This is a genomic window from Pseudobacillus sp. FSL P4-0506, assembly GCF_038003025.1.
GTDB lineage: Bacteria > Bacillota > Bacilli > Bacillales > Domibacillaceae > Pseudobacillus.
In genome coordinates this window covers 2,179,973-2,194,453 of record NZ_JBBOOI010000001.1, presented here as the reverse complement: position 1 = coordinate 2,194,453, position 14,481 = coordinate 2,179,973, and the positions used below count along the sequence as shown (strand labels likewise).

Annotated in this window: 17 protein-coding genes; 1 reads left to right on the top strand and 16 read right to left on the bottom strand. The window is 42.1% G+C overall.

Annotated elements, in window-relative coordinates; genetic code table 11:
• Positions 1-49: 49 nt before the first annotated feature.
• From MKZ02_RS10860 to mntR, 14 genes are all read right to left on the bottom strand, one after another.
• Positions 50-844: an ABC transporter ATP-binding protein gene (locus MKZ02_RS10860; RefSeq protein WP_120032444.1), complete on the bottom strand. Its 795-nt coding sequence runs from the start codon at positions 842-844 to the stop codon at positions 50-52.
• A complete protein-coding gene (locus tag MKZ02_RS10855) occupies positions 819-1,838 on the bottom strand; it encodes an ABC transporter permease (RefSeq protein ID WP_120032446.1) in 1,020 nt (339 codons plus the stop codon). The genes MKZ02_RS10860 and MKZ02_RS10855 overlap by 26 nt, the downstream gene beginning before the upstream one ends.
• Before the next feature lie 58 nt (positions 1,839-1,896).
• Positions 1,897-2,895: an ABC transporter substrate-binding protein gene (locus MKZ02_RS10850; RefSeq protein WP_340853527.1), complete on the bottom strand. Its 999-nt coding sequence runs from the start codon at positions 2,893-2,895 to the stop codon at positions 1,897-1,899.
• Between the two features lie 660 nt (positions 2,896-3,555).
• Entirely contained in the window at positions 3,556-4,041 is a 486-nt protein-coding gene (locus tag MKZ02_RS10845) for a dihydrofolate reductase (protein WP_120032452.1), read from the bottom strand.
• 70 nt (positions 4,042-4,111) lie between these two features.
• Complete coding sequence (locus MKZ02_RS10840) at positions 4,112-5,140, bottom strand: STAS domain-containing protein (protein WP_120032454.1); 1,029 nt, start codon at positions 5,138-5,140, stop codon at positions 4,112-4,114.
• A gap of 202 nt (positions 5,141-5,342) precedes the next feature.
• Positions 5,343-6,299 (bottom strand): thymidylate synthase, encoded by a 957-nt coding sequence (locus tag MKZ02_RS10835; protein WP_120032456.1) that lies wholly within the window; start codon positions 6,297-6,299, stop codon positions 5,343-5,345.
• A 5-nt stretch (positions 6,300-6,304) separates the two neighbouring features.
• On the bottom strand, positions 6,305-7,117 hold the full coding sequence (locus MKZ02_RS10830) for a class I SAM-dependent methyltransferase (protein WP_120032458.1): 813 nt from the start codon (positions 7,115-7,117) through the stop codon (positions 6,305-6,307).
• 41 nt (positions 7,118-7,158) lie between these two features.
• Positions 7,159-7,593 (bottom strand): BrxA/BrxB family bacilliredoxin, encoded by a 435-nt coding sequence (locus tag MKZ02_RS10825; protein ID WP_340853525.1) that lies wholly within the window; start codon positions 7,591-7,593, stop codon positions 7,159-7,161.
• An 18-nt stretch (positions 7,594-7,611) separates the two neighbouring features.
• Positions 7,612-8,736 carry a conserved virulence factor C family protein gene (locus tag MKZ02_RS10820; protein ID WP_340853524.1) on the bottom strand — a complete coding sequence of 375 codons (1,125 nt, stop codon included), beginning with the start codon at positions 8,734-8,736 and terminating at the stop codon, positions 7,612-7,614.
• 70 nt (positions 8,737-8,806) lie between these two features.
• The gene (locus MKZ02_RS10815) at positions 8,807-10,687 is read right to left on the bottom strand and encodes an ABC-F family ATP-binding cassette domain-containing protein (protein ID WP_340853522.1); all 1,881 of its coding nucleotides are present in this window, start codon (positions 10,685-10,687) and stop codon (positions 8,807-8,809) included.
• A gap of 24 nt (positions 10,688-10,711) precedes the next feature.
• Positions 10,712-11,239 carry a hypothetical protein gene (locus tag MKZ02_RS10810; protein ID WP_340853521.1) on the bottom strand — a complete coding sequence of 176 codons (528 nt, stop codon included), beginning with the start codon at positions 11,237-11,239 and terminating at the stop codon, positions 10,712-10,714.
• A gap of 9 nt (positions 11,240-11,248) precedes the next feature.
• Positions 11,249-11,926: a class I SAM-dependent methyltransferase gene (locus MKZ02_RS10805; RefSeq protein WP_340853520.1), complete on the bottom strand. Its 678-nt coding sequence runs from the start codon at positions 11,924-11,926 to the stop codon at positions 11,249-11,251.
• A 117-nt stretch (positions 11,927-12,043) separates the two neighbouring features.
• Positions 12,044-12,472 carry a hypothetical protein gene (locus tag MKZ02_RS10800; protein WP_182916969.1) on the bottom strand — a complete coding sequence of 143 codons (429 nt, stop codon included), beginning with the start codon at positions 12,470-12,472 and terminating at the stop codon, positions 12,044-12,046.
• 186 nt (positions 12,473-12,658) lie between these two features.
• The gene (mntR, locus tag MKZ02_RS10795; RefSeq protein ID WP_340853519.1) at positions 12,659-13,078 is read right to left on the bottom strand and encodes a transcriptional regulator MntR; all 420 of its coding nucleotides are present in this window, start codon (positions 13,076-13,078) and stop codon (positions 12,659-12,661) included.
• Between the two features lie 252 nt (positions 13,079-13,330).
• Between mntR and cspD the strand changes: the two genes are divergently transcribed.
• Positions 13,331-13,531, top strand: a complete 201-nt coding sequence (gene cspD / locus MKZ02_RS10790; protein ID WP_041096853.1) for a cold-shock protein CspD — start codon at positions 13,331-13,333, stop codon at positions 13,529-13,531.
• Between the two features lie 41 nt (positions 13,532-13,572).
• Here cspD and MKZ02_RS10785 read toward each other — a convergent pair whose 3' ends face one another.
• Entirely contained in the window at positions 13,573-13,761 is a 189-nt protein-coding gene (locus MKZ02_RS10785) for a zinc-finger domain-containing protein (protein WP_406909049.1), read from the bottom strand.
• A 21-nt stretch (positions 13,762-13,782) separates the two neighbouring features.
• Positions 13,783-14,436, bottom strand: coding sequence for a reverse transcriptase-like protein (locus tag MKZ02_RS10780; RefSeq protein ID WP_340853517.1), 654 nt, complete (start codon positions 14,434-14,436; stop codon positions 13,783-13,785).
• Positions 14,437-14,481 lie beyond the last annotated feature (45 nt).

Genomic DNA, 14,481 nt, shown 5'->3' with positions numbered 1-14,481 from the left:
CTTTTTATCGAGCCGTCAAATCGAAGACGTTTTTCGATTCCACTCTTTATTAAGCTAGAAGTGAACGGTCACTTAGGAGGGCTTCGCCGCGAATTCTTTGGAATTCCGCCAGCAGCTTTTCTACCGTCAGATCCGGCTTTTCTTTTTCGTTTGCCTGGAAAATAATTTGACCTTTATCCATCATAATAAGGCGGTTGCCAAGATCTAGCGCCTGCTGCATATTGTGGGTGACCATTAGAGTTGTTAATTGAAACTTTTCAACAATTTCTTTTGTTAACTTTGTGATCAAATCTGCTCTTGCCGGGTCAAGCGCGGCTGTATGTTCATCCAAAAGTAAAATATCCGGTTTTGTAAATGTAGCCATCAACAAGGAGAGTGCCTGCCGCTCTCCGCCAGACAGCAGCCCTACCTTGGCCTGCAGGCGGTTTTCCAAACCAAGATGAAGAATTTCAAGCTGCTCACGAAAGAATTCGCGGCGCTTTTTAGTGACTCCAAATTGAAGCGATCTTGGCTTGGTTCGGTTATAGGCCAGCGCCAAATTTTCTTCAATGGTCATTGTCGGTGCTGTTCCAGCAAGTGGATTTTGAAAAACCCGGCCGATTTTTCTAGCTCGCTTATGCTCAGACATGGAAGTCATATTCGTACCATTAATATTTACTGTTCCATAATCAGGGAAAATATTTCCGGAAATGATGTTCATTAAAGTCGACTTTCCAGCTCCGTTACTTCCGATAACGGTTACGAAGTCACCTGGCTGCATTTGTAAATATAACTGATTCAGTGCAATTTTCTCATCCGGAGTACCTTCATAGAAAACTTTATAAATCTGATCTAGCTGCAGCAACCTGATCCCCTCCATTTGGCTTGGCCGAACTTAATTGTGCGGCCCGTTTTTTCTTTCTTGCTCCGGCTTTTTGCTTATCAATTAATTTAGGGACAACCAAAGCAAAGATAACAATAATAGCCGTAATCAACTTCATGTCACCTGTTTCAAGAAAATCTGCTCTTAGGGCCAATGTGACGATCAAACGATATAAAATAGCTCCGATCAATACAGCAAGTGTAGCCCTAACAATCGTTGCATTTCCGATGACAGCTTCTCCAATAATAACTGAAGCCAACCCAATAATAATCATCCCGATTCCCATTCCAACGTCACTGAATCCGTTATATTGAGCAACTAATGCTCCTGAAAAGGCAACTAATGCATTGGAAATACCTAATCCGAGAACTTTGAGCCAATCGGTGTTAGCTGAAAAGCTTCGCACCATTCCGTCATTGTCACCGACTGCCCGCAAGCTTAAGCCGATTTCTGTTTTAAGGAAGACGTCAACGATTTTCTTAATAGCAAAAGCTATGATGAACATAACAATGAGGATTCCCCAGGTAGAAGGAACATAATCAGCTAAACCAATAGAAGACAATAGACTTTGCATCATGTTGTCGAACCCTAATCCTTGCCACCAGGAAGTAATCTTGGTGATCACTGTTTCTTCCGAAAGAAGCGGCACATTCGGTTTATCCATAATGCGTAGGTTGATAGAATAAAGGGCAATCATCATTAAAATACCAGATAATAACGGATTAATTTTTCCTTTTGTATGAAGAATACCCGTCACACATCCCGCCAAAAACCCGGCTACCAATGCTCCAACGGTTGCAAGGAAAGGATTGACGCCGGAGATAATTAATACTGCGGCCGTTGCTCCTCCTGTTACAAAGCTCCCGTCAACTGTTAAATCAGGAAAGTCTAATATTCTAAAGGATAGATACACTCCCAAAGCCATAATGGCATAGATAACACCAACTTCTACTGAGCCAAATAAGGCCGTAAACATATAAATCTCCCCCTATTGGACGGATGATAAGGAGGCTTTGGCTAAGCCTCCTCATTTATTACTTTACAAATTCCGCTTCTTTTTTCCATTCGTCTTTAATTGGAATATTCATTTCTTTTGCTGCATTCTCATTAATAAGCAGCTTTAAATTTTGTGGAGGCTGTACAGCCATATCACCTGGCTTCTCTCCGTCTTTTAATATTTTCACTGCCATTTGTCCCGCTTCATAGCCAATGTCATAGTACTCAAAGCCGAAGGCCGCAAATCCGCCGCGCTTTACAGAATCAAGCTCACCAACAAATAAAGGTATATCTTTTTGGTTGGCCACTTGAACAACTGATTCAAGTGCAGATACAACCGTATTGTCCGTAATGATATAAATCATGTCAGCTTTTCCAGCAAGTGACTCGGTAGCCTGCTTTACCTCTGAAGAAGCCGATACCGTTACTGGCACCATTTTTAAACCATTTTTCTCCATGACTTTTTTCACTTCATCTACTTGGGCGACAGAGTTTTGTTCTCCCGCGTTATAAATAACACCTACACGCTTTCCTTCAAACTCTTTAGCCATAAATTCGATCGTTTTCGGGATTGCCTCTGGGTGCAAATCTGTTGTTCCTGTAAGATTTCCGCCCGGCTTTTCAGGGTCTTTTACTAAACCTGCTGCCTTCGCATCTGTAACTGAAGTGAAAACAATCGGAATATCTTTCGTCGCATTTAATGCGCCTGTAGCACTTGGAGTAGAGTTTGCGAATATTAAATCTACTTTGTCCCCGGCAAAGTTATTGGCGATGGTCTGATTGTTATTTTGATCGCCCTGAGCAATCTGCACATCATAATCTGCTTCTATCCCAGCATCTTCTAAAGCTTTCTTAAAGCCTTTGTAAGCGTTATCAAGGGATGGATGCTCAACAATTTGCGTAACGCCAATCTGGTACTTTTCCTCGCCCTTTCCTGAGGCTTCTTGTCCTTTTTCTTTGCTTTCTTCTCCGCAGCCAGCCAATAAAAGAGTACTCGCTATCCCAGCTGCCGTCATCCCTTTTATCCACTTTTTCATTCAATCTCCCCCTTTAGTCCCTATATTTCTGAAAATTTTGTACCTCTCTCTAAGATAAATTTATTATGCTTGAAAGGAAACAGAAAATCAAGTGTTTTCAGAATATTATTAAATTCGGTTTTTGGCGTTAATGCTTTTGTGCGTCATAGCATGAAAACTGAGTTTTCTCATAACTTTTATTTTTTGCATATTATCCAAAAAAAGCTTTCCTTGCATTTTTATCTGTTTTTTCTGACTATTCAAATCACCAAAATTACTATGCTTAAAAGCGGTTGTCCCTCTCCGGCAGCAAAATATAATCGTTAATCAGATTTGAAGACACCTTTGGAAAGTGACCATTTGGAAAAGACGAAAGGCCAGTCGTACTTTTCCACAAATAAATAACAGTATGGCTATGTTTTGCTCAGTCATCGCAGAGAAGTACTTTTCTTGCTTTAAAATTTAGTGCGGGAGAACTCAAATAGAAAGCAAGAGATTAGCCTCTCTTGCTTTCTTTATTTATATAGCGTTATGGTGGTTGGAGACTAGGCAAACAATGCCTTTTGCTTGTCAGCCAACAGGATCTTCCTTCTCTTTCATCCATATTTTTTATTTTAACTATAAATGAATGGAAGCCCATCCCGAAGGTTGGCTTCCAAAAAGAAACACGAATTCCTTCTATTATCTTCTTTTATAAATTCGGAAATAATATTCATAAGGATTGCGTTCGTTTTTGTCCCCTTGCTTTTCAGAAATGAGCTGCCAGTCCTCCCACTCAATGACATCAGGGAAAAATGTATCTCCTGGAAAAGAATGTTGGATAGCCGTTACATAAAGTTTATCCGCGTAAGGCATCATTTGTTCAAAGATTTCTGCCCCACCCGTGATAAATAGTTCCTCTTCATTCTTAGCTCTTTCGAACAGTTCTTCAAAAGAATGAACAACTGTGCAGCCAGCTGCTTTGTAATTTTTATCGCGGGTAATAATAATATTCTCGCGTCCCGGGAGCGGCTTGCCAATTGATTCATATGTTTTTCTGCCCATTACAATCGGATGGCCCATGGTTGTCTCTTTAAAAAACTTTAAATCCTCAGGAATTCGCCACGGTAAAGTATTATCCTTACCCATCACTCCATTTTCATCCATTGCCCAGATAAAAGAAATCACTCTCGTCACCTTCTTTTCAATTTGCCGTTGTACAGTCTTCAATAGAAAATACGGCTCATTTTACTCTTCCTCAAGTATTCTCACTTTTTCTTATGATTTGTAATCCTTGTTGGTCCAGAGCATAATGAATGCCTTGCTGTAATGTTGAGAAACAAGGCACTCCATCTATCTCATAGCCGCTCTGGGTAATTTGCATGCTCAGCTCCGGTGCTATTCCAACTAGCAGGCAACTCGTTCCCAGCAGAGAGGCTGCCTGGACAAACTTTTGCAGAAAAGATAACGTATACTCATCGACACCTTTTATCCCTGTCAAATCAAGAATGAGATAGGACGCCTGATAATTCGGCAAATTGAGCAGCGTTCTATTTAACAGCTCTTCCGCCCTGAACTCCTCATACTTTCCTACAAGAGGAATAACCAAGATCGATTCAATAACAGGAATAATAGGAGACGATATATCTTTAATAATGTCGGAAAGTATCTTTGTTCGCTCAGAAATACTCTTTTCCAATTCTCTTTGAGCTTGTTGCTCTTCTTCCTGAAACATGGCCTTAACATTTAATGTAGGCGTTATGTGAGAAGGGAAAAATTCATATTCAGTATAATCATCTCCCTCAATCTGGCTTTTTAAAATTTTGTACCAGATGTTCGCGTTAAATAGCCCACTCAACACACCAGCCCAATGCCCAGGCAGGAAAGTACCTTCCTCTTCCTTTTGCTGAGCTACATTAATTTTATACTCCCAGCTATTCTTTACTCGGACAATCGCTGTCTTTTCTTCTTCTGAAAAAGACTGAATCCCTGTGACGCCCCATCCGGCCGTCAAGTATGTATTCGGTAGTTTTTCTAAAATCGTTCCAACGTCCCCAATGGATTCCAAATAAAAGTTACTTACAATTCTCCCTGTCCTGTAGCCAGCCGTCTCCAACACAAGCTTAGCTGCCTTTTCGCCTGATATTTCTTCAATGGAATCAAGCAATGTTTTAAAAGCAGTATTCACCCAGAATAAAACGACTTCATCATTTTCAAATTTCAATGTCCCTTTTTCCAAATCCCAATCAAATAGAGAACCTTGAACATTTATCTCGTAGTTTGCCAACTTGAATGACCTCCACTATTTTTGCACGAATAATCCTGCTAGTATGTTGTTCCATCAGGCGAAAAAGAATCCGCTCATCTTATAAGGAAACATGCCCTTTCATTATAATAGTGCGATGAGGGCATTGTAAATTCAAATGGAATAGGGGACAGTAATAAAAAGCAGTGGAATGATTCACACTCCACTGCTTGCCTCCATATGTTCAAACTGCTACAGGCGCTTTAATAGGACCATGAGGATGGTAGCCGATTAACTCTATATCTTCTATAGAAAAGTCAAAAATATGTTTCACCCCAGAGTTCAACTTTAACTGCGGAAGCTCTCGCGGCTCTCTCAACAACTGCTTTTCCACCTGCTCCACATGGTTAGAGTAGATGTGCACATCAGCTCCTGTATAAATTAACTCGCCAACTTCCAACCCACACTCATGGGCAATTAAATGGGTAAGCAAGGCGTAGGAAGCAATGTTGAAAGGCAGTCCTAGGAAAACATCGTTTGAGCGCATGTTAAACATGCAGCTAAGCTTTCCATCTACCACATAAAATTGAAAAGCGTAGTGACAAGGAGGCAGCTGCTGATTTTTAAGCTCTGAGGCACTCCAGGCGTTGCAAAGCAGGCGCCGTGAATCCGGGTTTCGTTTAATTTCATCAATAATATACTGAATTTGATCGTATACTTCCCCATCTGCCCCTTCCCAGCTGCGCCACTGCTTGCCATATACACTTCCTAAATCACCAAATTTTTGAGCAAAAGCATCGTCATTCAGTACGTTCTCTTGGTAAATGGCAAGCTGCTCTTCATACATCCGCTTAAATTCTTCGTCTTTTTGGCTTCTAAGGCCAAAATCTTTCATATCCGGGCCGTCATATTCCTCAGACTCTACCCACTTTTGAAATCCCCATTCATCCCAAATATGATTATTATTTTGCAACAGATAGCGGAGATTCGTATCTCCTTTTAAAAACCACAAAAGCTCGCTGACAATGAGCCGGAAAGGAACCCGTTTTGTCGTTAGCAACGGAAAACCTTCCTGCAAGTCAAAACGCATTTGATAGCCAAATATACTAATGGTCCCTGTTCCTGTTCGATCTTCTTTTCTTCTTCCTTCTTTTAAAATATATCGGCATAAATCTAAATATTGCTGTTCATTCTTACTCATTCTGTTCACTCCTTGTTCGTCACACCGGCTGCCGTCTCTTTTTCACCTACTTCCATTGTTCCGAAATGAAAGAGAGACGTCGGCCGGATTTGTTGATGAAAGCCCAGATTGGAAAACCGGCTGGATTGATAATGGTCCTTTAATACGATTCGTTGCTTAGCCACTCGGAGTGCTTCTTGAATGGTCTCCTGTGTCAGCTCATCCTGAACAGCAAGCTTTCTCAGTCCCGCGATTCCTTCTGAAGTCAATATAGGCTTTGTAAACATTGGATCAAAGTAAACAACGTCAACCGACTGATCAGGGAGAGAGGCTAGCACCTGCTGATAAGAGCCGCTAATGACATGGATTCGCTTCATAGCCTCGCCCAACTCACGCAGCGATGATTCCCACTCGTTCAACCCATGCTTCACCATATAAGCAAGTACAGGGTTCCCCTCTATTCCCGTCACACGGCCGGATGGCCCGATTACAAAGCTTGCCGCAATGCTATCCGATGCCAGACCTAATGTGCAATCCAGCAGAGACATTCCCGGTTTTAGCCCGGAGGCCGTGATAAAAGGATCATCCTCTCCTCTCATTAACCGTTTCACTCGAAAAGAAGCAGAATTTGGATGAAAGAAAAAAGGCTCTTCTGCATCGGACGCGTAAAATTCCAGCCGATTTTTAGCAACAATCAGACAATCTGAATCATAATCAGCCTGGAGAGAGGCAACCGATCGTTTGTTCCTTTTTACAAACGGGCAGTCCAGTTCAGCGGCTGCCCTTCTCGCTTTTTCTTCGATTTTTTTATTAGTACGTGCAGATGTCGATACAATCATCTTTTCTCCTGTAAAAAAGGATGCCCGGAGACATCCTTTGTTTATTTGCAGTATTGGTCGAATGCTTTTGTTAAATCTTGAATAATGGAACCTATATTGTTTCCTTCAATGTGTTCCCTCGGGACGAAATGAACGACTTCCTGGCCCTTTAATAATGCCATTGATGGGGAAGATGGTTCATAGCCATCAAAAAACTCACGCATTTGAGCAGTCGCTTCCCGATCTTGTCCAGCAAATACCGTTACTAAATGCTCAGGTGCCGGCTCATGCATAGTGGCTTGTACTGCAGCAGGACGAGCAAGCCCGGCAGCACAGCCGCAAACAGAATTTACTACTACAAGTGTTGTTCCTTCTACAGTGGAAATAAATTCATTCACTTCTTCTGCTGTCGTCAACTCTTTAAACCCAGCATTCGTTAATTCAGCTCGCATCGGTGCAGCCATTTGCTTCATATATTCTTCATAAGCATTTGTCATGTTTTATCCCTCCATTAATCATTTTTCTCTTGCTTCCGTCATTTGCTTCCAAACAGACCCCTTTGCTTCCTCACCGACTTGAATGCGCTCAATCGCCATTTTAACCTGCATTTGCACTTCAAATTCCGGATCATTCTCTGCTTTCTTTAAGGCAGGCAAAGCTGTTTCATCGCCGACTTCATACAAAAACATAGCGGCCCGCCAGCGGACAATTTTACTTTTATCTTCAAGAGCCTTACACATAGCTGGAATCGCTTCTTTGAAACCAAGATCAGAAAGACAATCACCAGCCGTGCGGCGAACTGTTACCGTTGCATCATTCAGCCCCTCATATAAAAGCGGCAAAACTTGTTTGTCTTCGAGCATGCCGATATAAACAACAGCTAGACGGCGAATGGCTGGTTTGCCGTCTCTCAGAGCCAGCTGTAAGACAGGCAGATCTTCTTCAGTAGGGTCTTCCATCTGCTCAAGCCATTGATAACGCCGGCGCCAGTCTTCCTCTTCCTGCCACATAGATGTGGTGATTTTTAAGCCGCGCCGTTTTACCTCGGGTATTGCCTTGCCCTCCGCTCCGGCAGCGGCCAATCCTTCTAGACGCTCACGAGGATAGGCGGCAACAATCTCTTCCAGCGTTTCTTTTCCGACTTCATTCAAATCGCCGTAGCGAATGCCGAACTCCTCCCACTTTCTTTGAAGCACATAGTTATCATCTGTTAGCTGCGCTTTTTTGAATGCTTCCAAGAAATAATCAGGCAGCGGAAAGCGTTTTTCTTCCGTGGCAGAGGTTAGTTTCAGCTGAATAGGGATTCCTTTAAATGTTTGGATAGATGCCTGCACTTCTCCATACGCCTCTTCTGTCCCTTTCGAAGCGTTATCTCCTGAAACAGCTTCACCGAACACTTCTCTCACTTGCGGAAGCAAGCCTTGCCAATCATATTTTCCATTGCGTTCAATCGCTAAAAAATCAGCCACATGGTAGACGCCCTTTATTCCTTCGATAGAAAGGATAGATTGAATCTCTTTTGGGGCTCCTTCTCCAGCTCCAGCTTTATAATTGTTGCTTTTGCCCGCAGGCAGTTCTTCGTCCAAAATTACTTTCATTGTATTCGGACTTGGTGTAGGTTCAATTTTTAAAATACGCAAAGTGAACGGCTCCTTTCACAATCTTTACCGCCATTCTACCATAGATAAAACAACTGGCGCTTTCTTTTGCTCACTGCGTGAATTCTGATAAATAGCTCCAGCGTTCAATGAGCTGCTCCAGCTTTTCATTGAGCTGTTCCAGTTCCATGCTTAACTGCTGAGCTTTTTCAAAATCGCTGCCCACTGCTTCCAATTCTTCGTCCGCTTGAACTATACGATCTTCTACTTTAGCAATCTCTTCTTCAATGGTTTCCCATTCCCGTTGTTCATGATAGCTTAGCTTTTTCTTTGGCTTTTCTCTGACAGGCTCAACTTTCGTCTCTTTAACGGGTGCCTCCTCTAGCTTTTCAGCCATGGCCTGTTCGGCTAAATAGTCACTATACTGACCATAGTAGGATCCGATTACACCATCGCCCTCAAAGATAAGCAGCCGATCCGCCGTCTTATCCAGGAAGTAACGGTCATGGGACACGGTGATAACGACTCCAGGAAAATCCTCCAAGTAATCTTCAAGCACAGTCAGCGTCTCTGTATCCAGATCATTTGTTGGTTCATCCAGCAGCAAGACATTTGGCTGTGTCATTAACAGTTTCAATAAATAAAGGCGTCGCTTCTCTCCGCCGGATAGCTTGTAAATCGGTGTACCATGGGCATGCATAGGAAAAAGAAAACGCTCAAGCATTTGAGCAGCAGAAATTTTTTCTCCTGTCTTTGTTGTTATAATCTCTGCGGACTCGCGGATATAAGCAATTATACGCATATTTTCGTCCATGTCTGTCCGCTCTTGTGTATAATAAGCAATCTTCACTGTTTGACCGGTTATCATTTCCCCGCAATCAAATGGCAGTTTTCCAGCGAGCAAGTTCATAAAAGTAGACTTGCCGCTTCCGTTTTTTCCAATAACGCCAAAACGGTCTCCAGGTTTTACGAGCAAGTTAAAGTCCTTCAGGATCGCTTGGCCATCAAATGATTTAGAAACATTTCTTAGCTCAAACACTTGTTTGCCGAGCCGGCTACCCTTTACCGACAAATCAACCTGCTCTTTTTTTGGCCCTTGACCGAGTGCGCCTTCTAATTGTTCAAAGCGGCCAATCCGCGCTTTTTGTTTTGTTGTTCTTGCTTTAGCGCCCCGGCGCATCCAGGCCAGCTCCCGGCGATATAAATTTCTTCGTTTGTCTTCTTCGGCAGCCTGTTGTTCCTCACGCTCTGCCTTGGCAGCAATATAATCCTGATAGTTGCCTTTATATGTATATAAACGGCCATGGTCAAGCTCGAACATTCTATTTGTCACTCTATCCAAAAAGTACCGGTCATGGGTAACAAGCAGCACGGCTCCGGAATATTTGCTTAAGTACTCTTCCAGCCAGCGGATCGTTTCATAATCTAAATGGTTCGTTGGTTCATCAAGGATTAACAAATCAGGCGTTTCAATCAATACTTGCGCAAGCGCCACCCGCTTTTTCTGCCCGCCGGACAGCTCGCTGATTTTTCGGCTAAAATCAGGGATACCCAATCTTGTTAAAATCGCTTCGGCATTTGTGTTTGCTTCCCAGGCACCTAGTGCATCCATCTGCTTTTGCAGCTCAAACAACTGCTCGGCTACCTCTTGATCCTGTGGATCCTGTTCGAGCTGTTTTAATGTGCTTTCATATTCTTTTAGCAATTGAATCACTGGTGCGTCACTTAAAAATACTTGATCCATTACAGTCAACTCCGGATTCATTTCCGGTTCCTGTTCTAAATAAGCAATCGTATAATCATTCGGGCAAACAATCTCCCCGCTGTCAGGCATGTCTTTTCCTGCGACGATTTTTAACAGACTAGATTTCCCTGTGCCATTCACACCAATCAAGCCAGCCCGTTCTTTTTCGGCAATGGAAAAAGTGATCTCGTCAAACAGCAATTTTTCTCCGTACGATTTTGACATATCTTGCACAGTAAGTGCTCTCATTTTCTTTCTCTCCCCATTTGCAAATCATTCACTGCCTTTTGTTATCATTTGCAGCGAATCAGCGATAAAGCTGATTAACTCACCAAACTCTGTCATCATCTCTTCCGTGATCATTCGTTCAAAGTAAACGTGCCACTCACACATGGTCTCTGTTTGATCAGACTCGATTCTTCTCCATTCATAACGCCTCTCTTTTCCCCATATTTTTTCTAAAAGGCTCATATCCGCCGATGTCAAATCTTGCTCTGTCCCGCTGTATAAAATATGCAGCGACACGCCCGGAATAGCACCGGGAAGAGGCAACAGTTCGCCCGCCAACTTTTCAAGATTTGCTTCAACGGTCAGTGACACCTTGAGTTGCTCGTTTTCTTTGAGCGAAAATGTGATCGCTGCTTCTCGACTAAGATTGGCAAGATCCATCTTATCCGTACGGTTATGAATGTGAAAAAGGCCGGCCAGATCCCGGTCATATATTTCGGCTTGTATCATGAATTTGATGTTATCAAAAGCAGTCGGATCAAACAAATCAACACCTTCTTTATTGTTGTTCAAACAAACATCCTATTCTTTCTCCATCATAAATAATGTAAAAAAGGTCAATGACTGTTTCAATTCAGCGGAAAAAGACTGTACCGCCGCTTCTGTCATGCCGCCTTTATAAACATATTCTTCTGCTATAGGCTGAAAGCCGTTTTCTCGTGCGAGCTTGACAAATTCCCAAGGCATCATTGTATTCATAATAACTGGCTGGCCGCTCAAACGATTATAGCTGTTTTCCCGCGGACCGGCTGTTGGGCCTAATATCGCTGCACAAAATTTCCCAGAAGGCTTCAGCACTCGTTTAATTTCTTTTAACACATGATAGGGATTCTCAGTCCACTCCAAAGAATTAATGGCCATTACAGCATCGAGTTCATCGTTTTGAAAAGGTAGATTGGCTAAATCACCTTGCTTAAAAGTTAGCCGCTCTGTCTCAAATTTTTGTGCAAATTCCACCATTTTATTGGACAAATCGATTCCAACTACTTCGTATCCTGCTTGGTTCAGCTTTTGACTGCCATAGCCATCTCCACAGCCTAGATCGGCCACCAGGCTGTTTTTCGGGACGTAATTGGCAAAGAAAGGACAGACTCCTTTACGGCTGCCATTTTCCCACATGTCGGCACTTTTAGCTTGCCACCCGCCTGCTCTCGCATTCCATTGGTTTTTCGCTTCTTTTTGCCACGATACATCCGCCATTTTCATCCCTCCTGCTTTCTTTCATTGTAAGGGAATAGAATAGCTTTCGGCAATATAAATGAAACCGCTCCTGAGGTCAGGGGCGGCTTCCTTTTCATTCGAACGTGAAGGATCACTTTATGAACTGATCAGCGGACTTCTTGAGAAATAACGCAACGACTCTTCTTTGATGCGGGTAAACAATTGGGGATTAACGAAAGGAATAAGCTCTTCAGCAATCCTCCAGGCATTTAACTCAATTTGAGCCAAAACTTCGACGCTTTTCGTTTCTTCCAGTCGGGCACTTAAGGAAGGCAGCTCCTGGTCTAATGCATGCCCAAGCTCATGGGCAAAAATAATCCATTCATATTCCTTCAACTGCTCCAGTGATCCAAGAAGCCTTTCGCATTGAATGGCAATGTCTTGTTTAAAGAGGGTAATCGAATGGGTAGCGGGCGAATACTTCCCTCCTACACAACGAGCTCCTGGAAACTCTTTTTTTATTTCCAGCGTTAACGTCTGATCCATCTTCTTCATTAAAGAATAAAAATTTGGTTCCCCCTGCATTTCACTCTCAACTCACTCTGCTTTTTATCTTTATTATTTTCATTTTCGCCTTTTTATGCTTCTATGTAGGTTTGAAGGCTCATTAGTTTTTTAATAATAGATGAAAAGCATCAGTTTGTATATAGGCAGTAAGAACCATTAAAAAATTGTCCCGGCAATCAGCTGAAACTTTTGCGGGACAATTTTTTATTCTAACGGTTTTTTTTGCAGAGAGTGAAGCATGTCAACTCTTTCCGGATCTTCATTAAAATAATCCACCAGATCAGCAATGCGGTCAATAGAATTCCAGCTTAAATGATGTTCAATACCTTCTACATCTTCATAAATGTGTTCTTCTTTCACGCCGATGATCCGCAAAAACTCCTCAAGCAAATCATGTCTTTCTACAAGGCGTTTGCCAATTTTCTTTCCTTTAGCAGTTAAAACCAGCCCACGGTATCTCTCGTATACTAAGTACTCATCCTTGTCCAGTTTTTGGACCATTTTTGTTACAGATGAGGGATGGACAGATAATGCTTCCGCAATATCAGACACACGGGCGTATCCTTTTTTATCTATAAGTATAAAAATTTGTTCTATGTAATCTTCCATGCTTGGTGTCGGCATCGGGACCCTCCTGAATATACTCATCCCTTTAAGTTTACTATAAGAGCGATTTGAGCACAAGCCACCGGGCTTTTCCTATTCATAGGGAACAATGAAATTTTTTGACTTTTTCCCCTTTCCCTTCCTTGACTAATTTTACTTTTTCCGGTATATTATACGTATTATAAACAGTTTTTTCTGTTTGTAATGAATATTTTGATTTGGGCACATATAGATAAGATGTGTTTCGAAGATTTAGGAGGATTCATTAATATGCAAAACGGTAAAGTAAAATGGTTTAACAATGAAAAAGGCTTTGGATTTATCGAAGTAGAAGGCGGAGACGATGTATTCGTTCACTTCACTGCAATCGAAGGCGACGGATACAAATCCTTAGAAGAAGGTCAAGAAGTTTCTTTTGAAATCGTAGAAGGAAACCGTGGACCTCAAGCAGCTAACGTTGTAAAACTATAATTGAACTCATAAAGCCGGCAAGATTTGCCGGCTTTTTATTTTTATTTAAGCAGCTGTTCTCCACATTTTCTCAGCTGTTCCCCTACTGTGCATTTAGTGATACAAAACTTATGGGCATATGCTTTCCCCTTTTCCTTTCGAAATGTCACCTTGAGCAGGCATCCATCGCAATATGTTTGTAGAATCTCCTCTACCTCTGCCATAAGCTGTTTTCTTTCCAAGTAAGTCACACCTTTCTATACAGCTTTTGCTTAAGAAATCACGGAATGGCTGCTGACGAAATTTCCCTGCAGTGCTTGGTTCGCCAGTTTGTCCGCTTCTTTATTTTGCCTTCTGTCTACCGGTTTGTAAAGCGGTGACAAATGAAGCGATTGCATCTTTTGTTCAATCCGATCAAGCCATTTATTTAATGTTTCATCAAAGCAAGGCCATTCCCCTGACAGCTGTTTCAAGACTACATGAGAATCTCCTGTAATTGTAACCGGTACTTGTTTGACGCCGATTTCTTCAAGCAGTTCAATGGCCTTATAAAGGGCTGCATATTCCGCTTCGTTATTGGACTCCAATTGGAGAAGCTTTTCATTTATCCGACAGCGCCAATCTTCTCCATTCTTTTTATAGTAAACAGCAATCCCAATGCCGGCTATTTGGTTTTCTCTGTCAAAACCGCCGTCAAAATACACTTCTACTTCACCTGGTGCCTCATCAAGCTGCTTGTTTAGTTTAGTGAATTCCTTCACTGTCCATTCATTTAAGAGCTCATCAGTAACTGTAGCATTTTTCATTCTCCCTGTTTTATTTAAATCTTCAACAATGGGCAGCACCAGGTCTTTGCTTAGCCACTCTGATTCAAATTCTGTTTTCCTGCCTTTAAATTCATATTGCCACTTAATTTTCATTTTCATATTGATCCCCGCTTTCTTCTTGACCAATTTTCATGTTTTTGTATA